The sequence below is a fragment of the Sphaerisporangium rhizosphaerae genome (assembly GCF_042665155.1).
GTDB lineage: Bacteria > Actinomycetota > Actinomycetes > Streptosporangiales > Streptosporangiaceae > Sphaerisporangium > Sphaerisporangium rhizosphaerae.
Window position 1 is genome coordinate 39,941 of sequence record NZ_JBHTCG010000040.1, and the last position, 21,743, is coordinate 61,683.

Genomic DNA, 21,743 nt, shown 5'->3' on the forward strand with positions numbered 1-21,743 from the left:
CGTACCTCGTAGAGAGGCTCCCGGCGGGCGCGGACCCGTCATGAGCCGCGGTTGAGCTTGGTCGCCACCCCGACGCGCGACCCGACGCCGAGCTTGGCGAAGATGTGCGACAGGTGGGTCTCGACGGTGCGGACGCTGAGGAAGAGCTGCTCGGCGATCTGCTGGTTGGTCAGGCCCTCCACCACCAGGGTGGCGATCTGCAGCTCACGGGGCGACAGCCCGTACGGGGCGGCGCCCGGCGTGCCCTGAACGGCGGTGGCGACGCGCACACCGTTGCGTCGCTGCTCGCGCATGACCTGCGCCCGCAGCCCGCGCGCGCCGCACGCCTCGAACACGGTGGCGGCCTCCTGGAGCCGCTCGCGGGCCAGGTTGCGCTCGCCCGCGTTCCCGTAGGCCAGGCCCGCCAGCAGCAGCGCCCGCCCCGCGTCCACCCTGCGCTCGTGCGCCGACAGCAGGGAGGCGGCCTCGTCGGCGAGCGCCGCGGCGGCGGCGGGCTCCCCGGCCCGCAGCGCGTGGGCGCGGGCGAGCGGGATGAGGCCGGAGAACGCCGGCAGGTCGGGGTGGGCGAGCGCGGCGGCCCGGTCGGCCCACGCGGCGGCCCCCGCCGGGCGGCCGAGGGCGGCCTCGGCGTGGGCGAGCAGCTCGATGCTGGAGACCAGGGTGCCGCGGTCCAGGCGCGAGTCGGCGAACTTGGAGCAGGCGTCCACGATGGCCTCGGCGCCCTCCTCCAGCCGGCCCGCGGTGACCAGGGCCACCCCTCGGGCCTGCCGCGCCATGTCGCCCCACGCCTCGCCCGCGCCGACGCCGGCCTGGACGGCCTCCTCCCCGGCGCGCAGGCCGGCGTCGTGGTCGCCGGTCCACGCGGCGGCCAGGCACAGCTGGGTGAGCGCGAACACCAGTTGCTGGCCGGACTCCAGCATCCGGGCGCCCTCGACCGACTCGTCGATGGTCGCCAGCGCCTCGGGGAGCCGGCCCATGTGCAGCAGCGTCTTGGCCTTGCCGGCGAGCAGGTTGGTCAGAATGTAGGTCTGCCCGCTGGAGCGGGCGACGGCGGCGGCGCGTTCGAAGTGCCGCAGGGCCACCGGGTAGCGGCCCATGTTGGTCTCGGCCCAGCACAGCCAGGCGACGGCGTCCAGCCACTCGGCCAGGTGCTCGTCCAGCGCCGAGGAGATGAGCCGGTCGGCCGCGTCGGCGTGGCGCAGCGCGTCCGGGATGCGCCCGGCCGCGTAGGCGGGCATCGGCCGCAGCGCGGCCACGGCCGCCGCCAGGTCGGGCTGCCAGTCGTCGCCGGAGTCGGGCATGAGGTCCAGGACGGCCTGCGCGGCGCGGAACTCGCCGCGCATCATGCTCTCGGCGACCAGCCGCATCCGCAGGGGGACGGCGATCGCCGCCCGGGGGTCGGGCATGCGGCGCAGCTCGTCCAGCAGCAGGGCCCGCGCCTCGTGCGGCCGGTCGAGCTGGCGTTCCATCAGCGCGCAGATGCGCGCGGCCCTGGCCCGGCGCGCGTGGTCATCCGGGGGGAGCAGGCGCAGCAGCTCGCGCGCGGTGTCGCGGCCCTCGGTGAGCCGGCCGCTGACGCTCTGCGCCCGGCTCAGCTCCATCAGCAGCTCCAGCCGGTCCTCCAGGGTGGCGGGCTCGTCGGGCATCAGGTCCAGGGCCTTGCGGAACCAGTGCGCGGCGGTGACCGGGGCCTGCGGGGCGACCCTGCGCGCCGCCTCGACCAGGGTGGCGATCGCCCGCCGGTCGCCGAAGGAGCCCGCCCGCTCGAAGTGGTGGGCCTGGACGGTCGCGGGCGCGCCGAGCGTGGCCAGGTGGCCGGCCAGCCGGGCGTGCGCGGCCAGCCGCCAGCCCGGCGCCGAGGACTCGTAGGCGGCCTGCCGCACCAGGGGGTGGCGGAAGCGGAAGCGCCCGGCGGCGGCGGGGCGGACGATGTCGCGGGCTCCCAGCTCGTTGAGGGCCTCCAGCGCGGCGCCCTCGGAGACCTGGGCGGCGACGGCGGCCAGGGCGGGCTCGAACTCGTCGGCGGTGACCGCGGCGGCCTGGGCCACCAGCAGCGAGCGGGGGGACAGGTCGCCGAGCTCGACCTGGAGGGCGGCGCGCACGGTGGGCGGCAGCTCGCCGACGTCCAGCCGGTTCATCCGCGCCAGGGCTTCGAGGTAGAGGGGGTTGCCCCCGCTGGCCTCGTACAGCGCGTGGCCGCGGGTGCGGTTGACGCCCGGGCCGAGCAGCTCCTCGGCCTCGGCGCGGGTCAGCGGGCCGACGGTGACCTGCCTTCCCCGCGCGCCCGCGCCCATGACCAGGGCGGACAGCCGGGGCCCCGCCTGCGCGGGCCGGTAGGCCACCGCGAGCAGCACCTTGCCGCGCGGCGGGTGGCGGACCAGGTGGTCCAGGAACTCCACGGAGCTGTCGTCGGCCCAGTGGACGTCGTCCAGGATCAGCGCGAGCCCTCCGGGGTGGGCCAGTTCGTCGATGAGCTGGCGCAGCGCGCGGTAGAGCCGGTAGCGGACCATGCCGCTCTGGTCGGCGTTCTCGTCCTGGTCGGCGCCGTCGTCGGTGTCGGGCATCTTGGCGGCCAGGGCGGGGAACACGGCGGCGAGCCGGCGGGCCTGCGCCGTCCCGAGCCGCTCGCACAGATCGTCGCGCCGCGCCTCCAGGTGGTCGTCCAGGGCGTCGACGAGCCCGCTGAAGGGCATGATCTGCTCGAACTCGGCGGCCCTGCCGCTCAGCGCGGTGAACCCGAGGCCGGTGGTGAGCGCGGTCAGCTCGGCCAGCAGGCGCGTCTTGCCGGCGCCCGGTTCGCCGACGATGGTGAGGAACTGGAAACCACGGGTGACGGCCGCGTCGGTCGCCTGGGAGAACGACTTGAGCGCCTCGCGCCGCCCGACGAGCGGGGCCTCTCCGGGTTGGGGCCTGCCGCTGCCCTCTCCGAACGGCGGAGTCTCACCACTGTTCATCTCATGTACCCCACAGCGCGACGGAACACCAGGAACAGCCGCGCCGCAATGCAATTTCGCCGGGAAGTTGACGCGGGACTCCGCTGGAGCCGGGCCTTCATGGTCGAGGGCTCTCTACGCGGATGCCCCCGGACCATGATTTTGGCGTAAAACCGGCTGGTGGCGGGCCGAAAGGGTGGATCAGACCTAATCCGCCCACAATGCACGCGATATGACCTGGTCGGTTACACTTGTGTGGCGATGCCGTCGTCATTCGCGCCTGATTCGCGCCCCTGCGGGCGGCCGAGCGAACGCAGGCCGTCCAGGACGACCTCGATGCCCCGCCGCGCCGCGGCCCGCATCAGATCGGGCGGGTCTCCGCGGTCGCGGGCGGCCATGACCGCCTGCTTGACCGCTCCCATGAACGCCCCGACGGCCGCCGCCGCCTCGATCGGGTCGAGCTCGCCCGGGTAGGCCCGCAACAGCGCGCCGGCCAGCTCGCGCTGCACCTCGAACAGCAGGTGCAGCGCGCGCGCCTGCAGCGCGGGCACCGACATGATGAGCCGCGTGCGCGCGGTGTGCAGCTCGATGGCGAGCTCGGCCTCCTCGGTGTCGAAGCTCAGCGCCTCGGCCGCGACGCGCAGCAGCAGGTCTGCCACCGGCTCGCCCGGCCGGCGGCTCGCGATGACGGCGAGCGCCCCGTCGACCCGCCTGCGCGTGTCGAAGAAGACCACGTCCTCCTTGCCGGCGAAGTAGCTGAAGAACGTGCGCGTGGAGACCTCGGCCGCGGCGGCGATGTCGGCCAGCGTCGTCTCGTCGTACCCCTGCTGCTCGAACATGCGCACGGCGGTCGCGATGAGCGTGCGGCGGGTGCGCAGCTTTTTGCGCTCCCGGAGTCCTGGACCACCGGCCATGGCGGAACTTTACTGCATCGGCCAAGAAACTTCATCCATTGCAATATCAGAGGAGGTACTGTTTTCTGTGAGCACCGAGAACGACGTCCTGTAACAGTGGTTGTCAATGTCGAGGAGCGCGTTCATGACCCAGGCCGCATCCCAGCCGGTGACCTTCCCGCTGACCCGCGAGACCCCTCTCGACCCGCCCGCCCCCTTCGGGCGGTGGCGCGAGGAGGACCCCGTCCGCCCCATGCTCTACGCCGACGGCCACGTCGGCTGGCTGGTCACCGGGTACTCCGCCGCGCGCTCGGTCCTCGCCGACCCGCGGTTCAGCACCCGGCTGGAACTGCTGCACCCCCCGATCAACCAGCGGCTGTCCCAGGCCCGCCGGCGTCCGGGCTTCTTCCTGCGGGAGGACCCGCCCGAGCACACCCGCTTCCGCAAGTTGCTGACCGGCCAGTTCACCGTCCGCCGCATGAAGCAGCTCGAACCGCGGATCGAGAAGATCACCGCCGACCGGCTCGACGAGATGGAGCGCCTCGGCCCGCCCGCCGACCTGGTGCAGGCGTTCGCGCTGCCCATCCCGTCCCTGGTGATCTGCGAGCTGCTGGGCGTCCCCTACGACGACCACGAGCGCTTCCAGGGGTACTCCTCCACGCTGCTCAACCTGGACGCCACCCCCGCGCAGGTGCAGGGGGCGCTCGACGACCTGGACGCCTACCTGGGCGAGCTGGTGGCGCGCAAGCGCGTCGAGCCGGACGACGCCCTGCTCAGCGGGCTGATCGAGACCGGGCAGCTCACCGACGAGGAGCTCACCGGCGTGGCCATCCTCCTGCTGGTCGCCGGCCACGAGACCACGGCCAACATGCTCGCCCTCGGCACCTACACGCTGCTGCGCAACCCCGACCAGCTCGCCGCGCTCCGCGAGGACCCCTCACTGGCCGACGGCACCGTCGAGGAGCTGCTGCGCTACCTGACCATCGTCCACCTCGGCCCCGTCCGGGCGGCCCTCGAGGACGTCGAGCTGGCCGGCCACCTGATCAAGGCGGGGGAGGCCGTGACCCTGTCGCTCGCCGCGGGCAACCGTGATCCCGAGCGCTTCGAGGACCCCGATAAGCTGGACATCAGACGGCAGGCCATGGGGCATCTCGCCTTCGGCCACGGTGTCCACCAGTGCCTGGGACAGCAGCTCGCCCGCATCGAGATGCGCATCGGATACCCGGCCCTGCTGCGGCGCTTCCCCGGCCTGCGGCTCGCCGTACCGGCCGACGATGTGGCGATGCGGTCCAACATGGCGATCTACGGTGTGCACCGGTTGCCGGTGGCCTGGTAGGAGGAACACCGCTCATGCGGATCAAAGCGGATACCGAGCGCTGCATCGGGGCCGGCATGTGCGCCCTGACCGCGCCCAAGGTCTTCGACCAGAGCGAGGACGACGGCACGGTTCTGCTGCTGGCGGAGGAGCCGGCCGCCGAGGACGAGGCGGCGGCCCGCCGCGCGGTGCAGGTCTGCCCGTCCGGCGCCCTGTCCATCGCCTGAACGACTTCTCGCACCCGGGCCCGCCGTCACGGGCGGGCCTTGCGGGCGTATGGCCCGGGTGGGAGCGCTTTTTCAGGTGTGCTTTTCGGGAAGTGTCGTCCGGGGCCGGCGGCCGGGTCAGACCGGCGTTCCGTCCCCGGACCGGCGCTGAGGCCGGCGACGACACCGCGGATCATGCGTATCGGCGCACGAGACGGGCGTTCCAGCGGCCGGGGATCCGCGGCGGTCACGGCATCGGCGTCCGGGTTCCGTCCGCCGGCATCTAGTGTCCCTCGGACATGGTGTGATCCTGCGGCATGGGCTCCCCGGACGGCATCGTGTGCCCGCCCGTCCGCACCGTGCCGCCGAGCGTCACGCGGAAGGGCTCGAGCATCTCCGGGGTGTTGCCCAGGACGATCCAGCGGGTGCCGACCAGGTACGCGCCGCCGTAGCTGAGCGCGTCGTCCAGCCACTCCTGCTTGCCCTTCTCGGTGGCGAACGTCGTGACCGAGTACTGGCCCCGCGCCGTCTTGCACATCCCCTGCCGCAGCTCCTGGGCGTCGACCTGCAACTGCGGGCTCACGCACCCGGTGCGGGCGGCGATCTGCTCGACGGTGGGCGGGGCGCCGGCGGCGGCCCGCGCGCCCCCGCACCCGGTCAGCAGGCACCCGGCCAGAACGGTCCACAGGGCCGGCGCCGCCACGCGGCCGGGCCGGGCGCGGCGTCCACCCGGCCCGCCGGGCTTCCGGGGCTCCCCGGGCTCCCCGGGCTCACCGTGTCGGCCCGGCTCGGTGTGCCCGCCGCGTGCGGGCGCCGGCCCGGGCGTCACGGCGCGGCCGTCTCGATGTTCCCGCCGACCTTCTCGCTGAAGGACTGCAACACGCCCGGGTCGTTGCCCGCGATCACCCACCGGGTGCCCACCAGGTAGTTGCCGCCCCACTTCTTGGCCTCCTCCAGCCAGTCGTTCTTGCCCTTGTCCGTGGCGAACGTCGTCACGGTGTACTGGCCCTTGTCGGTCTTGCACACCCCCTGGCGCAGCTCCTCGGCGTCGGTCTGCACCTGAGGCTTCTTGCAGCCGGTCTTGGTGGCGAGCTGCTTCAGCGTGGCGGGCGGCCCCGCGTCCGCCGCCGGGGCGGCCGCCGCGGCGGGGGCGGCCTGCCCGCCGGAGGCCCCGCCGCCGCATCCCGTGGCGAGGCCGAGCGCGAGAACGCACCCGAGTACGGCGCTCGCGCGCGTCGTCACCTGCGTGCCGAGGCTTGGGCGTCCCATGGCAGTTCTCCCATTCACTGTGCCGTGTCACTGTGCCGTGCGAAAGTCACCGTCAGCGGGTACGCGGCGCGCGGCCGTCCGGTTCACCCGGGTTCGCACGGGTCCGGCGGGGCCGGAGAAATTCGGAAAGTTTCTTCGCCGTACGTCGAACTCTCCCGCGCCTCCGCCCGTACCTCGTGCCGATGGGGCACCAACCAATGCCGCCATGAGCACGTACTCCGGGAGGAGTTCTAGTAATGGGAATTCAGCACAGACGGCGGTTCAGGCCCGTCCTGAGTTTGCTTGCCCTGGGTGGGGCGGGGGTCGGCCTCGTTCTGGCGAGCCTGTCCCCGGCTGGGCAGGTGCCGGGCCGGGACGCGCCGCTTTCGGCCTCCGCCGTCAGCGCCGCCTCACGCCTCGCCGGCACCACCGCCGCCCCGACGGTGAACTGCCCGTCGGTCGCGGACGAGCTTCCCGACGTTCCGGCGTCGGCGGCCGACGAGGTGCGGCGCAACCTCGCGCTGCTCGACTCGCAGATCGCCGAGGCGAACAAGCGGCTGGTCGCCACCCAAGGGCAGGGCGGCAGTGATTTCGTGCGCAACGCCATCCTGAACCCGTTGAAGTCCAAGCGCCTCGCCACCGTGGAACGCATCGCCGGGGCCATCGGCCGGGTCGCCGAGCGTCCCGAGGGCCTTGAGAACCTGGCCGGCTGCGCCGTGCGCACCGGTTCCGCGAGCGCCGGTCAGGCCGCCGCGACCCCCGAGCCCTCCGCCTCCGGAGGGGCGTCGGACCAGCCGTCCGACCAGGGTGCCGGACAGGGCCAGGACGCCGCCGACCCCTCCGCGTCCGCCTCCGCCGATCCGAGCGCTTCGGCCGCGGCCCGCTCCGGGAACTCGGCCAGGCGTACGGTCAACTGCCCGTCGGTGGCCGACAAGCTCCCCGAGGTCCCCTCGGCCGCCCAGCGGGAGGTCCAGCGCAACCTCACTCTGCTCGACCGGCAGATCGGCCAGGCCAACCAGATCCTGGCGCGCCTCGGCTCCCGCGCCGGCAACGCCGGCGTGGTGCGCAACGCGGTGCTGAACCCGCTGAGGATCGGCCGCTCGATCGTCATCAACCGCATCGCCACCGCGTTGCGGCGTGCCGGCGCGCAGGCCACCGGCCTGTCGGGGCTGGCCACCTGCACCGTTCAGAACGGCGCGGGCGGCGGGCAGACGCCTTCCCCCGAACCGTCGGCCTCCCCGACCGGCGACCCCTCGGCGTCCCCCCCGCCCGGCGGCGGCGACCCCTCGGCGAGCCCGTCGGCCTCCCCCTCGGCCAGCGCCTCGCCGACCGGCGGCGCGACCGGCCCCTCGCCCGACGACTTCGTCGACATCCGGCGCGTGCAGCCCAACGTGAACCGGCCCGCCGACGGGGCGAACGCCTCGCGGGGCACCTTCTCCTCCCGCTGCGGGCGCAACGAGAACGGCCACTTCAACTCCGACAACGTCATCGTCGCCCCCGGGGTCACCAACGGCGCCCACCACGTGCACGACTACGTGGGCAACCTCGACACCAGCGGCTTCTCGACCAACGACAGCCTGCAGGCCGCGGGCACGACCTGCTCCAACGGTGACAAGTCCACCCACTACTGGCCGGTGGTGCGCCTGCAGAACCAGCGCGGCAACGACGCCGACAAGGCCGGCGGCGGCCTGGACGGCAACGTGGGCCGCATCGTCCGCCCGGCGTCGGTCTCCATCACCTTCCGCGGCAACCCGACCAGCAAGGTCGTCGCGATGCCGCTGTTCCTGCGCATCATCACCGGTGACGCCAAGTCGTTCACCAACGGCCCGACCAACGCCAACGCGAGCTGGTCGTGCACCGGGTTCGAGAACCGCCAGCTGAAGGACAAGTACCCGATCTGCCCGCGCGGCAGCCAGGTGGTGCGGACCTTCAAGTTCCAGAGCTGCTGGGACGGCAAGAACATCGACAGCGCCAACCACCGCACCCACGTGGCCTTCGCCGCGGCCGACGGCTCGTGCGCGAACGGCTTCCAGGCCATCCCGGCCCTGGAGCAGCGCATCACCTACAACGTGCCGCCGGGCCCGGGCTTCGCCGTGGACAGCTTCCCCGAGCAGCTGCACAAGCCCATCACCGACCACGGCGACTTCATCAACGTGATGTCGGAGGCGCTGATGAAGCGGGCGGTCGACTGCATCAACACCGGCAGGCGCTGCTGACCCCTCCCCGCTCCGGCCACCGCCGAGGCGGCACGTGAAACGCCGCCCCGCGAGATGTCTCTCGCGGGGCGGCGCTTTGCTGGTCACGGGTCCGCCCGTCGCGGCGGTCCCGCTCGCGGTCCTCGGAAGGGAACCGCGGACCGGGGACTCCGGCGGCCCCTAGTAGTAATCGTCGTCGTCGTCGTCCCAGTCGTCATCGTCGTCGTCGTAGTCGCCGCCCCGGGTGAGGCCGGGAGCCGCTGCCGCGAGGAGGGCTGCCGTGAGCAGGACACCGGTGGCGATGAGTCGTCTGAGCATGAGAATCACTCCGTAACCAGATTCTTCTGTGACCCTGAGGGACGGTGCCCTCGGCCTGCGGAGCGTCGCGATGGGTTTCCCGGGATACGCCAGTACGGCGCGGTACAAGACTCACCTAACCATGACATCTCGGACAGGTCACCCGAGCGGAGGCAAATCCGCAGCATGGGTTCGGGCAAAGCCCGAGACCGTCCCGCGTGGCGCCGGCGACACGCCGCACGACACGCCGTCCACCGGCTCATCGGCCGATTGACCTGCGCGGACACCGGGCACGTGCCGAGCAGCGGCCCGCCGTCAGCGGCGGCGGCCGGCACGACGCACGTGAGGAGCCCACGCGGCCATGCAGCCCTTGAAACCCGCCAAGCGCACCCACCCTGACCAGACCGGCGCCCCGCGGTCGCCGGCGGTCGCCGGCCCCGCCGAGGACGCGGGACCGGCGCCCGCCCCGCCCCGGCTGCCCGAGGCCCGCGGGCCGCTCAGCGCGTTCCTGTTCGGGCGGCTGGCCGGCGCCCCCCGCGAACTGGAGGAGGTCGCCGTCGACTCCGGCGAGCCCGCTCTGCACGACGAGGACCTCCAGATCGCCCTGTACGCCTGCTACGAGCTGCACTACCAGGGCTTCGACGGCGTCGACGAGCGGTGGGAGTGGCACCCGTCGCTGCTGCGGCTGCGCGCGCGGCTGGAGCGGCGGCTGGAGGAGGGCCTGGCGGACGCCGTGCCCCGCCCCGCCCCGGTGCGCGCCCAGCGCGTCCCGGCGGCGCTGGCCGAACTGGTCGCCGACGGCGACGGGGACTCCCCGCTCGCCGACCACCTCGCGCACGACGCCGGGCCGGAACGCTTCCGCGAGTTCGTCGTCCACCGCTCGGTCTACCAGCTCAAGGAGGCCGACCCGCACACCTGGGCCATCCCGCGCCTGCGCGGGCGGGCCAAGGCCGCGCTGGTGGAGATCCAGGCCGACGAGTACGGCGGCGGGCACCGCGAGCGCATGCACGCCGAGCTGTACCGGGCCACCATGCGCGGCCTCGGCCTGTGCGACGACTACGGGCACTACGTCGACCGCGTCCCCGCGATCACCCTGGCGGCCCTGGCCACGATGTCGCTGTTCGGGCTGCACCGGCGGCACCGGGGCGCGCTGCTCGGCCACCTGGCGGCCCTGGAGATGACCTCGTCCGAGCCCAACGCCAAATACGCCCGCGGGCTGCGGCGCCTGGGCGCCGACGCCGCCACGGCCCGCTTCTACGACGAGCACGTGCAGGCCGACGCCGTCCACGAGCAGCTCGCCGCGCACGACATGTGCGGCGCGTTCGCCGCCGCCCACCCGTCTCTGGCGGGGGAGGTGCTGTTCGGCGCCGCCTGCTGCCTGACGCTCGAGCGGCTGTTCGCCCGCCACCTGCTCGGCCGCTGGGAGGCGGGGGAGAGCTCGCTGCGCGGCGGTGAGCCTTTGTGAGGGGCCTGGACTACGTGCTGCCGCTGCGCTGGTCCCGCGACGACGGGCTCGGCGAGCTGACCGCCTACCTGCGCCGCGTCTCGCAGCACGCGCGGGTGGTCGTGGTGGACGGCTCGCCGCCGGAGCTGTTCGAGCGGCACGCGCGGGCGTGGCGGGGCGTGGCCGCGGTGCACGTGCGGCCCGACCCCGGCCTGGACTTCCTCAACGGCAAGGTGGACGGGGTCACCACGGGGATGCGGCGGGCGCGCTCCGAGCGCGTCGTCATCGCCGACGACGACGTGCGCTACGACGCCCTCTCCCTGGCCAGGGTGCGCGACCTGCTCGGCGAGGCCGACCTGGTGCGCCCGCACAACTACTACCGGCCGCTGCCCTGGCGCGCCCGGTGGGACACCGCGCGCACGCTGCTCAACCGCGCCTTCGGGGCCGACTACCCCGGCACCTTCGGCGTGCGCCGATCGACGTTCCTGCGGATGGGCGGCTACGACGGCGACGTGCTGTTCGAGAACCTGGAGCTGATCCGCACGGTCCGCGCGCACGGGGGCCGTGAGCTGCGCCCGCGCGACCTGTTCGTCCGGCGCCTGCCGCCCGGTCCGGGGCGGTTTCGCGCGCAGCGGGTCTGGCAGGCCTACGACGACCTGGCACAACCCGCCCGCATGGCCCTGTTCCTCGCCGTCCTGCCGGCACTCGGAGCCGCGCTGCTGCTCGGCCGCCACCGGGCGGCCCTGGCGGGCGCGTTCGTCGTGGTGCTGCTGGCCGAGACCGGCCGGCGCCGCGGCGGCGGGCGGCGCGTCTACCCGTTCACCAGCGCGCTGCTGGCGCCCGGCTGGGTGCTCGAACGGGGCGTGTGCAGCTGGCTCGCCCTCGCCGCCCGCGTCACCGGCAGGGGGATCCCGTATTGGGGCAGGCGCATCCACCTGGCGGCCCACTCGGCGCGCCGGCTGCGCCGGGTCAGCCGGGCCGCTGCGGCTCGGTCCCGGTGCGGAAGCGCGCGGCCTTGTGCGACCCGTCACAGAACGGCTTGACCGACGAGCGGCCGCAGCGGCACAGCGCCACGGTGGCCCGTCCGGGGTCGATGAGGCGCCCGTCCTGGGTGAGCAGGGTGAACGGGCCGCGCACCAGCAGCGGGCCGTTCTCGCAGGCCGTCACCGTGACCTCCTCGGCCGCCGCGGGCCGGCCGCCGTGCTCGCGAGGGCGGTCCTCCTCGGAGCGCGCCACGCCCGGTTCGCCGGTCTCATCCCGCACGATGCGACCATGCCCGGCCGGTACGCCCGGAAAACAACGGCCCCGGCCGTCCGGGAGCAGTGCAAACCGCTTGACGTGAACATATGTTCAGGTTTTAGGCTCACCGGTGGGTCACCGGCCGGAGGATCGCGGACGGCGACGTCCGGTGATCTCTTTCGCGACGCGGCCCGGCGCGGCGCGGCGACATACGGGGGTTCCTTGTGAGCATGGAAATGACGGCGTGGCATTCGCTCTACAGCGCGATGCACGCCAAAGACCGGCGGCCCTTCTCCAGGGCCACATTACGGCGCATCGCCTCTTTCGCCCGGCCACGCCGCCGCATGCTGGGATTCTTCCTGCTGCTCAGCGTGGCGTCGGCGGTGCTCGCGGTCGCCTCGCCCGTGCTGGCCGGGCGGGTCGTCGACGCGATCGTGCACCGGGCGGCCTTCGAGAGCGTCGTGACGATGGCCGGGCTCATCGCCGTCATCGCGCTGCTGGACGCCGGGCTCGGCCTGCTCACCCGCTGGCTGTCGGCGAGCATCGGCGAGGGCCTCATCCTCGACCTGCGCACCGCCGTGTTCGACCACGTGCAGCGCATGCCGGTCGCCTTCTTCACCCGCACCCGCACCGGCGCGCTGGTCAGCCGGCTGAACAACGACGTCATCGGCGCCCAGCGCGCCTTCAGCAACACCCTGTCGGGCGTGGTCGGCAACCTGGTGACGCTCCTGCTGACCCTGGTCGTCATGATCGGCCTGTCCTGGCAGATCACCCTGCTCGCGCTGGTGCTGCTGCCGGTCTTCGTCGTCCCCGCGCGGCGCATGGGCTCGCGGCTGGCCCGCCTGGAGCGCGAGGCCGCCGACCACAACTCGCGGATGAGCACCCAGATGACCGAGCGCTTCTCGGCGCCCGGCGCGACGCTGATCAAGCTGTTCGGCCGGCCCGCCGCCGAGTCCGCCGAGTTCGCCCAGCGGGCCCGCCGGGTGCGCGACATCGGCGTGCGCACGGCCATGGTGCAGTCGGTGTTCGTCACCGCCCTGACCCTGGTCTCCGCGCTCGCGCTCGCCGTGGTCTACGGCCTGGGCGGCTTCTACTCGCTGCGCGGCCAGCTCGAACCGGGCAACGTCGTCGCCCTCGCCCTGCTGCTCACCCGCCTGTACGCGCCGCTCACCGCCCTGGCCGGCGCCCGCGTCGAGGTGATGAGCGCCCTGGTCAGCTTCGAGCGGGTCTTCGAGGTGCTCGACCTCAAGCCGCTGATCGTCGAGCGGCCGGGCGCGCGCGCCGTCCCGGACGGGCCGGTGTCGGTGGAGGTGGACGGCGTGAGCTTCGCCTACCCCTCCGCCGACAAGGTGTCGCTCGCCTCCCTGGAGGAGGTCGCGACCCTGGACACCCGGGGCGGCGTCGAGGTGCTGCACGAGGTGTCCTTCCGCGCCGAGCCGGGCCGCATGGTCGCGCTGGTCGGCTCCTCGGGGGCGGGCAAGTCCACGATCGCCCAGCTCCTCACGCGGCTGTACGACGTCGACGCGGGCGCCGTGCGGCTGTCGGGGGTGGACGTGCGCGACCTGACGGCCGAGTCGCTGCGCGAGACGCTCGGCATGGTCACCCAGGACGGGCACCTGTTCCACGAGTCCGTGCGCGCCAACCTGCTGCTCGCCCGGCCCGAGGCCACCGAGGAGGAGCTGTGGGAGGTCCTGCGCCGCGCCCGCCTGGAGGAGCTGGTCGCCGGGCTGCCCGACGGGCTGGACACCATCGTGGGGGAGCGCGGCTACCGCCTGTCCGGTGGTGAGCGCCAGCGGCTGACCATCGCCCGCCTGCTCCTGGCCCGCCCCCGGGTGGTGATCCTCGACGAGGCCACCGCCCACCTGGACTCCACCTCGGAGGCGGCGGTGCAGGAAGCACTGGGAGAGGCGCTGGCCGGCCGGACGGCCGTGGTCATCGCCCACCGGCTGTCCACCATCAGGGCCGCCGACCTGATCCTGGTCATCGAGGACGGCAGGGTGGTCGAGCGCGGCGCCCACGACGAGCTGCTCGCCGCCGGCGGGCGCTACGAGGAGCTGTACCGCACCCAGTTCGACGAGCGGAGCGCGGCCGAGACGCTCCGCTGACCGCCGCGCCCTGAGCGGCCACCGGACCTGCCCATCCCACCTCGGTCACGTGCTGCGGTGATCGGCGCCGGGTCGGCGGGTCGTGGTTCGGTGATGCCGGCGCCTGTTACGGCGCCCCAGCCGGTGAAGTCCCGGACAGCACCGGTCGGCCCTGTCCGGAGGTGGTCACAGGTCACGCCCATCCGGGCCGGTCACCAGTCGCCGCCGTCCTCGCCGTCACCGTCGAAGAAGTCGCCGATCTCGTCGATCGCCTCGGCCGCCACGATGCCGCCGATGACGCCGGCGGCGCCGGCCGCCGCCACCGCGCCCCAGCCCGGCCCGTCGTGGTGGTCGCGGTGGTGCCCGTAGTGCCCGCCGTGGCCGTGGGGGTCGCCCTGGTGCCAGTACTGGCCGCCGTACGTGCCGTGCCCGCCGTATCCGCTGTGTCCGCTGTGTCCGGCCGCGTGGTGGCCGTTCGCCACGCCGTCCAGCCAGCGCCCGATCTCGGCGGCCCAGTCGATGCGCGCCGCCTGCTCGTGGGTGGCCTGGAAGCGGCCGATGGCGTCGTGGCCGGGCTGGAACAGGCGGGCGCGCTTGTCGGCCTCCAGCACCACCACCAGCCCCGCGGGGTCGGCGACGAAGGTCAGCTCGACCTCGTTGACGCGGCCGGCCCAGGCCGCGGGCGGGTGGAACTCGATCTCCTGGAAGAACGGCAGCCGCTGGTGGACGCCGTGCAGCCGCCCGGCCTCCAGGTCGGCGCTCTTGAGGTGGAAGCCGAGCCGGGCGAAGGCGCGCAGGACCTCCTCCTGTGAGGGCAGCGGGACGACCGAGATCGGGTCGAGGTCGCCCTTGTCGACGGCCTTGGCGACCGACAGCTCGGTGCGCACGCCGACGAACGCGCCGTGCGGGCGCGTGCCGTTGACCTCGGTGACGGGCGTCTCCCAGGGCAGGGGCATCTGGAAGGGAATGGTGCGCAGCTCCCCCTCGCGCAGGTGGAAGGGGCCGCAGACCCGCGCGCCGAAGAACTCGGCCGTGCCGGTGTGCTCGGTGTCCCCCGACTCGACCTCCACGCGGGCGACCAGCGACAGGGAGACGTACTCGATGTCGGAGGGGAAGTCGCCGCCCTTGACCCGCACCTCACCGGTCAGCGTGCCGCCCGGCCGCACCCGCGTGGTGGACAGCACCGTGTCGACCGAGGGACCTCCGACTCCCAGCGCTCCCAGCATCCGTTTGAAGACCACGGTTTCCTCTCTGGCCGTGCCTGTATGACCTGACCGCACGGGAAACGAGCGGCCCTCGTCGCCGGTTCCCGAAGGCGGGGACGGCCGGTGGGGCGGCGGGGCGGAGGTCACGCCGGTACGCCGATCATGGAGAGCGGTTTCCCCACGAGTCGGTCACGTGCCGGTTTCGTCCCGGATGGTCGATGACCAGGGCGGTTCCGGGCGTGTTTCCAAATCGTCAACATTGGAGTGTTGACAACTTCTCCCAATCCAGACAGTCTCGGTCAGGAGAGCGCTCTCCAGCCCCCGCCGCCAGGACGGGCGGCGGACACCCCCTGCGACAAGGAGAGGGCCGTGCATCCACCCCGCACCCCCGCCGGGTCCCTCCCGGACCGGCTCGACGCCTCCATGCTCGCGCTCCACCTGCGGTTCGAGGGCCTCCCGCGGTTTCCCGTGCTCCCGGCGAAGCCGCTCCCGCGTACGGCGACACCAGCGGCCCCGGCCGTGGTCGCGAAGATCTGAGGGGATTGCAGTGCGTATACAGAAGTTCGGTTACCTGGCGATCGCGGGCGTCGTGCTCGCGGCGGCCGCGGCGTGCGGCGGTGGCGACGGCGACGGCGGAGGCGCGGGCGGCGCGACCGCCGGCTCCGGATCGGGCGCCGGCAAGACGCTGACCTACTGGGCCTCCAACCAGGGCCCCAGCCTGGAGGCCGACAAGTCGATCCTGCAGCCCGAACTGGACAAGTTCCAGCAGCAGACCGGCATCAAGGTCAACGTCGAGGTGGTCCCCTGGGCGGACCTGCTCAACCGCATCCTGGCGGCCACCACCTCCGGCAAGGGCCCGGACGTGGTCAACATCGGCAACACCTGGTCGGCCTCGCTGCAGGCCACCGGCGCCTTCCTGCCCTTCGACGACACGCTGCTGTCGGGGCTCGGCGGCAAGCAGCGCTTCCTCGGCCCCAGCCTCGCCGCGACCGGCGCCCCCGGCAAGCCGCCGGTGGGCGTGCCGATCTACGGCATGACCTACGGGCTCTTCTACAACAAGAAGATGTTCAAGGACGCCGGCATCGACAAGCCGCCGGCGACGTGGGACGAGCTGATCGCCGACGGCAAGAAGCTCACCAAGGGCGGCAAGTGGGGCCTCGCGGTGGAGGGCGCCAGCGTCAGCGAGAACTCCCACCACGCCTTCGTGTTCACCCAGCAGCACGGCGGCGAGCTGTTCGGCCCCGACGGCAAGCCGCAGTTCGACTCGCCCCAGAACGTCGCGGGCATCAAGCAGTACCTCGACCTGATGGCCGTGCACAAGATCGTCAACCCGAGCAACGCCGAGTACGGCAACGGCACCGAGGCCGTGCAGGACTTCCTCAACGGCAAGGCCGGCATGCTGATGTGGCAGTCGATCGCCTCCAACATCAAGGCGAGCGACATGTCCGAGGACGACATCGGCCTGGCCCCGATCCCGCTGCCGGACCCGAGCGCGGGCGGCAAGCAGGTCAACGGCATGGTGGCGGGCATCAACCTGTCGGTGTTCAACTTCACCAAGGACAAGGACAGCGCGCTGAAGTTCGTCAAGTTCATGACCAGCCCGGAGGAGCAGAAGCTGCTCAACAAGACCTACGGCTCGCTGCCCACGGTCACCGACGGCTACGACGACCCGGCGTTCCAGACCGACACCATCAAGACCTTCCAGCAGATCCTGGCCACCACCGCCGCGCCGCTGCCCCAGGTGCCCGAGGAGAGCCAGTTCGAGACCCTGGTCGGCACGGCCATGAACCAGCTCTGGGCGGACGCCGCCGGCGGCAAGCCGATCACCGACGACTCCGTCAAGGCCAAGCTGACCCAGGCCAACCAGCAGGTCCAGCCGGGCAGCTGACCAAGGCGCCCCCGAGACACCTGCGGCCATGCCGGAGCCGGGACGGGCACGCCGATCGGACGCCGATCGCCGCCCGCCCGGCTCCGCCCGTCACCCTCGCCTCCCGGCCGCCGGCCGGCCGGGCGGCGCGGCGACAGCGGACGACGAACCACCATGCGACGCCGAGAACGACCGGCCCTGCCGAACCGAGAAGGAACAGATGGTCGCGCGCACCACGCCTCACCATGACGAGCGGCGGACGGCCGCGACGGCGCACGGCGGGCCGCGTCCGCCGGGAGCCGGGCGGCGGGCCGCCGCCGGGCTCCTCGCACGGCTGCGCCGCGCCGGCCTGCCGTACCTGCTGATCCTCCCCGCGATCCTGCTCGAACTGCTGATCCACGTCATCCCCATGCTGGTCGGCGCCTGGATGAGCTTCCTGCGGCTGACGCAGTTCTTCATCAGGAACTGGTCGGCCGCCCCGTTCGCGGGCCTGGCGAACTACAAGGTCGCCGTCGACGTCGACTCCGCGGTGGGCGCCGCGCTGCTGCACTCATTCCTGGTCACGGTGGTGTTCACGGTGCTGGCGGTGGGGCTGTCGTGGCTGTTCGGCACGGCGGGGGCCGTGCTGATGCAGGGCGCCTTCCGGGGGCGGGGCCTGCTGCGCACCCTGTTCCTGGTGCCGTACGCGCTGCCCGTCTACGCCGGCGTGATCACCTGGAGCTTCATGTTCCAGCGGGACACCGGCCTGGTCAACCACGTCCTGGTGGACCAGCTCCACCTGTTCGGCGACCGCCCGTTCTGGCTGATCGGCGGCAACAGCTTCGCCGCCGTGGTCGTGGTGTGCGTCTGGCGCACCTGGCCGTTCGCCTTCCTGATCCTCATGGCGGGGTTGCAGAACATCGACAACGACCTGTACGAGGCATCGGCCATCGACGGCGCCGGATGGTGGCGGCAACTGCGCTCGATCACCATGCCCATGCTGCGTCCGGTGAACCAGGTGCTGCTGCTGGTGCTGTTCCTGTGGACCTTCAACGACTTCAACACCCCGTACGTGCTGTTCGGGAAGGCGGCCCCGCCGCAGGCGGACCTGATCTCGGTGCACATCTACCAGAGCTCGTTCATCACCTGGAACTTCGGCTCCGGCTCGGCGATGTCGGTCCTGCTGCTGCTGTTCCTGCTGCTGGTGACCGCGGTCTACCTGGTGACGACCTCCCGGAGGAAGAGCGATGCGTGAGCCCCGATGGCTGCCCTGGGTGCGCTGGACCGTCCTCGGCCTGCTCGCCCTGTTCACCCTGCTGCCGCTCTACGTGATGGTGAGCTCCTCGCTCAAGCCGTTGCGCGACGTGCAGAGCGGGTTCGACTGGATCCCCTCGACCCTCACCCTGCGGCCCTTCTACGACATCTGGCAGACGGTGCCGCTGGGCCGGTACTTCGTCAACAGCCTAGTGGTGGCGTCCATCTCGGCGGTGGCGTCGGTGACGGTGGCGATCTTCGCCGCGTACGCCGTGAGCCGCTACCGCTTCGCCGGTCGCCGGATCTTCACCGTCACCGTGCTGTCGACCCAGATGTTCCCCGGCATCCTGTTCCTGCTGCCGCTGTTCATGATCTTCGTGAACCTCGGGCACGCGACCGGCCTGGAGCTGTACGGCACCCGCACCGGGCTGATCGTCACCTACCTGACCTTCTCGCTGCCGTTCTCGATCTGGATGCTGGTCGGCTACTTCGACTCCATCCCCACCGCGCTGGACGAGGCGGCCAAGGTGGACGGCAACGGGCCGCTCGGCGCGCTGTTCCGGGTGGTCATCCCGGCGGCGATCCCCGGCATCGTCGCGGTGGCCATCTACGCGTTCATGACCGCGTGGGGCGAGGTGCTGTTCGCCTCGGTGATGACCGACGAGTCGACCCGCACCCTGGCCGTCGGCCTGCGCGGCTACGCCACCGAGAACAACGTGTACTGGAACCAGGTCATGGCGGCGTCCCTGGTGGTCAGCGTGCCGGTCGTGGCCGGCTTCCTGCTCCTGCAGAGGTACCTGGTTCAGGGACTCACCGCGGGCGCGGTGAAGTAGGCCCAGCCCAGCCCAGCCTCGCCCGTCCCCACCCGCCCGTCCCCGCCCGGCCGTTCCCGCCGCCGGGCCCGGCTCTCGCGGGGTCAGCGCAGCGGGAAGCCGAGCCGGCGGCCGGCCTCGCGCAGCTCGTCCCGCGCGTCGGGGTGGGCCACGTTGTCCAGCAGCTGCTGCGCCTGGCCGGCGGCGTCGTGGCCCCAGATGGCCGCGGCGCCCTGCTCGCTGACGATGAAGCTGTGCTGGAAGGAGGTGACCGGCCCGGCCAGCCGCGGCACCACGGTCGAGACGTCCGCCTTGGGGTGCCAGGACGGCAGCGCGATGATCGCCCGCCCGCCGGGGGAGTGCAGCGCGCCCACGATGAAGTCGGTCTGCCCCCCGAAGCCCGAGTAGATGAGCCCGCGCACCCGCGCCGCGTTCGCCTGGGCGTACAGATCGACCTGCAACGCGCCGTTCACCGAGGTCAGCGCGTGCTGACGGGAGATCAGCGCGGGGTCGTTGGTCTTCTCGGTGCGCAGCAGGCGCACCCGGTCGTTGCGGTCGATCCAGTCGTACAGCTCGGCGCCGCCGAACACGAACGACGCGGTGACCGGGACGCCCGCCTCCAGCGCGCCGGCCTTCTCCAGGGCGAGCACCCCGTCGCTGAACATCTCCGACCACACCGTGAGGCCGCGGCGCGACGGCAGCGCCGCGAGCACGGCGTCCGGGACCTGCCCGATGCCGAGCTGCAGCGTGGCGCCGCCGGGGATGAGGGCGGCCACCCGGTCGCCGATGACCCGCGAGACCTCGCTCGGCGGGCGCGGCGCGGGAGAGGCGAGCGGCTCGTCCACCTCGATCGCGTGATCCACCTCCTCCAGCGACAGCACCGCGTCGCCGTAGGTGTAGGGCATGCGCGGGTTCATCTGGGCGACGACCACTCCGCCGCGCGCCCTCACCTGCTCGATCGCCGCCGGCAGGATGTTGACCTCGGTGCCGAGCGACAGCGTGCCGTCCACCGGCGGGGTGGTGTGCAGCAGCACGACGTCGGGTGGCAGCGCCTGCCCCAGCAAGCCGGGCACCATGGACAGCCGCGCGGGGAAGTACCGCAGGTTCTCCCGTCCGCGCATGCCGGGCCCGACGAACGGCGACTCCAGGGTCACCCCCTCGCGGCCGGGGACGCCGGCCTGGGCGTTCAACATGAACAGCCGGTACTCGGGGACCGCCGCGTCGAGCACCGACAGGGCGCGCCACGGCGTGGAGAAGTTGCCGCCGGCCACCACCCGAGGGGTGCCCGGCAGGCCGGACAGCACCGAGGCGAGCCGAGATTCGGATATCACGCGCATTCGACCATCATTCCCTGCACGACAGTGGTGGCCGGTTCGGGGGGCGCACGCCGCGGCGCTCCCTCCACCCGCCGGGGGGGTTCCGAGCCTCTCAGGCCGCCGGACGGCCCGCACAGGGGCGAGATGCCCGGGCCGCGGAGTCGTTCGGCCCTTCCGGCGACCGGCACGGCCTGAGGCAGGCGCGTGCGGTGGGCCGTGCCTGCTCCGGCGGCCGGCGCGGCCTGAGGGAGGCGCGTGCGGTGGGCCGTGCCCGCTCCGGCGGCCGGCGCGGTCAGGCGGAGTCGCGGACCACCAGGGACGGCTCGAAGATGACCGAGGTGACCGCGCGGTCGGGGTCGTCCACGTGGGCGAGCAGCAGTCGCGTCATCTCGGCCGCCATGTCCTCGACGGGATGGCGGATCGTCGTCAGGAGCGGCCGGCTCGCCGTCGCCGCGCTGCTGTCGTCGAACCCGACGACGGCGACGTCCTCGGGCACGCGCCGCCCGTGGTTGCGCAGCACGGGCAGGGCGCCCTGGGCCATGAGGTCGTTGGCGATGAACACCCCGTCGATGCCGGGATGCTCGGCCATCAGCCGCTCCATCGCCGCCTCGCCGCTGGCCAGGGTGAAGTCGCCCTCGGCGCAGGGGATGTAGGGGTGGCCGTGGGCCGCCATGGCGTCGCGGAAGCCCGACAGGCGGTCCTGGGCGGCCGGCACGTCGAGCGGCCCGGCGATGGTGGCCACCCGCCGGCGGCCCCGCGCGATCAGATGGTCGGCGGCGAGCTTGGCGCCGGTGCGGTGCGCGAGGTCCACGTAGCTGATCGGGATCGGCTCGGGAGGCCGGGCGAAGAGCACGGCGGGGAGCGAGGCCTCCACCATCAGGCGGGGCAGCGGGTCGCGCGCCTCGGTGGACACCAGGATCGCCCCGTCGGCGTTGCCCTGCCGCAGGTAGGCGATGGCCTGGGCCCGCGTCTCGTCGGTCTCGGCGAACATCAGGGTCGGATGGATGCCGCGCGGGCGCAGGAACCCGACCACGCCGGAGGCCACCCGCCCGAAGAACGGGTCGGCGAAGACCTGGCTGTGAAAAGGGTTCTCCTCGCTCTCCTCTCCGGCGCCCGAGACCACCAGGGCGATCGAGCCGGTGCGGCGGGTGACCAGCGAGCGGGCGGCCCGGTTGGGCACGTAGCCGGTGGCGGCGATGGCCTGCCTGACGGTCTCCTGGATGGCGGGATCGACGTTGCGGATGCCGTTGATGACCCGGGAGACGGTGGCACGGGACACGCCCGCCGCACGCGCGACGTCCTCCAGGGTCGGGGAAGCCGGCACTGGTGGGCGACCTAGGCTCATGGGGCCTTTATAGCATGCTTGGAGAGCGCTCTCCAACGTCCAGCCGTCACAAGCCACGGTGAGCCGTGCGCCACCGGCGCCCGCCCCTCCGCTCGGGAGGGCGGGCCGCCG

19 protein-coding genes are annotated in these 21,743 nt (G+C 73.0%); 10 read left to right on the forward strand and 9 right to left on the reverse strand.

The features are described 5' to 3' along the window. Positions 1–38: 38 nt before the first annotated feature. A complete protein-coding gene (locus tag ACFQSB_RS35575) occupies positions 39–2,954 on the reverse strand; it encodes a helix-turn-helix transcriptional regulator (protein WP_380831333.1) in 2,916 nt (971 codons plus the stop codon). A gap of 224 nt (positions 2,955–3,178) precedes the next feature. Beyond that, entirely contained in the window at positions 3,179–3,847 is a 669-nt protein-coding gene (locus tag ACFQSB_RS35580; RefSeq protein WP_380831335.1) for a TetR/AcrR family transcriptional regulator, read from the reverse strand. A gap of 124 nt (positions 3,848–3,971) precedes the next feature. On the opposite strand from ACFQSB_RS35580, the gene ACFQSB_RS35585 reads away from it, so the two are divergent. Both ACFQSB_RS35585 and ACFQSB_RS35590 read left to right on the forward strand, forming a co-directional pair. Further along, on the forward strand, positions 3,972–5,162 hold the full coding sequence (locus tag ACFQSB_RS35585; RefSeq protein WP_380831337.1) for a cytochrome P450: 1,191 nt from the start codon (positions 3,972–3,974) through the stop codon (positions 5,160–5,162). 14 nt (positions 5,163–5,176) lie between these two features. Beyond that, positions 5,177–5,368, forward strand: coding sequence for a ferredoxin (locus tag ACFQSB_RS35590; protein WP_354921127.1), 192 nt, complete (start codon positions 5,177–5,179; stop codon positions 5,366–5,368). Positions 5,369–5,630: 262 nt separating this feature from the next. Here ACFQSB_RS35590 and ACFQSB_RS35595 read toward each other — a convergent pair whose 3' ends face one another. Next, the gene (locus ACFQSB_RS35595) at positions 5,631–6,050 is read right to left on the reverse strand and encodes a hypothetical protein (protein ID WP_380831339.1); all 420 of its coding nucleotides are present in this window, start codon (positions 6,048–6,050) and stop codon (positions 5,631–5,633) included. Positions 6,051–6,172: 122 nt separating this feature from the next. Then, the gene (locus ACFQSB_RS35600; RefSeq protein WP_354921115.1) at positions 6,173–6,616 is read right to left on the reverse strand and encodes a hypothetical protein; all 444 of its coding nucleotides are present in this window, start codon (positions 6,614–6,616) and stop codon (positions 6,173–6,175) included. A gap of 278 nt (positions 6,617–6,894) precedes the next feature. On the opposite strand from ACFQSB_RS35600, the gene ACFQSB_RS35605 reads away from it, so the two are divergent. Next, a complete protein-coding gene (locus ACFQSB_RS35605; RefSeq protein WP_380831340.1) occupies positions 6,895–8,811 on the forward strand; it encodes a DUF1996 domain-containing protein in 1,917 nt (638 codons plus the stop codon). Between the two features lie 159 nt (positions 8,812–8,970). Here ACFQSB_RS35605 and ACFQSB_RS35610 read toward each other — a convergent pair whose 3' ends face one another. Beyond that, positions 8,971–9,108, reverse strand: a complete 138-nt coding sequence (locus tag ACFQSB_RS35610; protein WP_354848920.1) for a hypothetical protein — start codon at positions 9,106–9,108, stop codon at positions 8,971–8,973. Between the two features lie 340 nt (positions 9,109–9,448). Here ACFQSB_RS35610 and ACFQSB_RS35615 point away from each other — a divergent pair, with 340 nt between their 5' ends. Next, on the forward strand, positions 9,449–10,552 hold the full coding sequence (locus ACFQSB_RS35615) for an iron-containing redox enzyme family protein (protein WP_380831342.1): 1,104 nt from the start codon (positions 9,449–9,451) through the stop codon (positions 10,550–10,552). Continuing rightward, positions 10,549–11,574, forward strand: a complete 1,026-nt coding sequence (locus tag ACFQSB_RS35620) for a glycosyltransferase family 2 protein (protein WP_354848914.1) — start codon at positions 10,549–10,551, stop codon at positions 11,572–11,574. Before ACFQSB_RS35615 ends, ACFQSB_RS35620 begins: the two co-directional genes overlap by 4 nt. On the opposite strand, the gene ACFQSB_RS35625 is transcribed toward ACFQSB_RS35620, so the two are convergent. After that, positions 11,501–11,794 (reverse strand): CDGSH iron-sulfur domain-containing protein, encoded by a 294-nt coding sequence (locus ACFQSB_RS35625; protein ID WP_380831344.1) that lies wholly within the window; start codon positions 11,792–11,794, stop codon positions 11,501–11,503. The genes ACFQSB_RS35620 and ACFQSB_RS35625 overlap by 74 nt on opposite strands. A gap of 212 nt (positions 11,795–12,006) precedes the next feature. Between ACFQSB_RS35625 and ACFQSB_RS35630 the strand changes: the two genes are divergently transcribed. Next, entirely contained in the window at positions 12,007–13,875 is a 1,869-nt protein-coding gene (locus ACFQSB_RS35630; protein ID WP_380831369.1) for an ABC transporter ATP-binding protein, read from the forward strand. Between the two features lie 191 nt (positions 13,876–14,066). Here the strand turns inward: ACFQSB_RS35630 and ACFQSB_RS35635 are convergent, their stop codons facing one another. Beyond that, a complete protein-coding gene (locus ACFQSB_RS35635) occupies positions 14,067–15,095 on the reverse strand; it encodes a sporulation protein (RefSeq protein WP_380831346.1) in 1,029 nt (342 codons plus the stop codon). 333 nt (positions 15,096–15,428) lie between these two features. Between ACFQSB_RS35635 and ACFQSB_RS35640 the strand changes: the two genes are divergently transcribed. The 4 genes from ACFQSB_RS35640 to ACFQSB_RS35655 all read left to right on the forward strand — a co-directional run bounded on the left by ACFQSB_RS35640 (position 15,429) and on the right by ACFQSB_RS35655 (position 18,992). Then, complete coding sequence (locus tag ACFQSB_RS35640) at positions 15,429–15,596, forward strand: hypothetical protein (protein WP_354848906.1); 168 nt, start codon at positions 15,429–15,431, stop codon at positions 15,594–15,596. A gap of 10 nt (positions 15,597–15,606) precedes the next feature. Further along, a complete protein-coding gene (locus ACFQSB_RS35645; protein ID WP_380831348.1) occupies positions 15,607–16,947 on the forward strand; it encodes an ABC transporter substrate-binding protein in 1,341 nt (446 codons plus the stop codon). A 199-nt stretch (positions 16,948–17,146) separates the two neighbouring features. Beyond that, a complete protein-coding gene (locus ACFQSB_RS35650) occupies positions 17,147–18,160 on the forward strand; it encodes a carbohydrate ABC transporter permease (RefSeq protein ID WP_354921092.1) in 1,014 nt (337 codons plus the stop codon). Then, the gene (locus ACFQSB_RS35655) at positions 18,153–18,992 is read left to right on the forward strand and encodes a carbohydrate ABC transporter permease (RefSeq protein WP_380831349.1); all 840 of its coding nucleotides are present in this window, start codon (positions 18,153–18,155) and stop codon (positions 18,990–18,992) included. Before ACFQSB_RS35650 ends, ACFQSB_RS35655 begins: the two co-directional genes overlap by 8 nt. Before the next feature lie 83 nt (positions 18,993–19,075). Here the strand turns inward: ACFQSB_RS35655 and ACFQSB_RS35660 are convergent, their stop codons facing one another. Continuing rightward, positions 19,076–20,308, reverse strand: coding sequence for an acetyl-CoA hydrolase/transferase family protein (locus ACFQSB_RS35660; protein ID WP_380831351.1), 1,233 nt, complete (start codon positions 20,306–20,308; stop codon positions 19,076–19,078). Positions 20,309–20,579: 271 nt separating this feature from the next. After that, entirely contained in the window at positions 20,580–21,632 is a 1,053-nt protein-coding gene (locus tag ACFQSB_RS35665) for a LacI family DNA-binding transcriptional regulator (protein ID WP_380831353.1), read from the reverse strand. Positions 21,633–21,743: the final 111 nt, after the last annotated feature.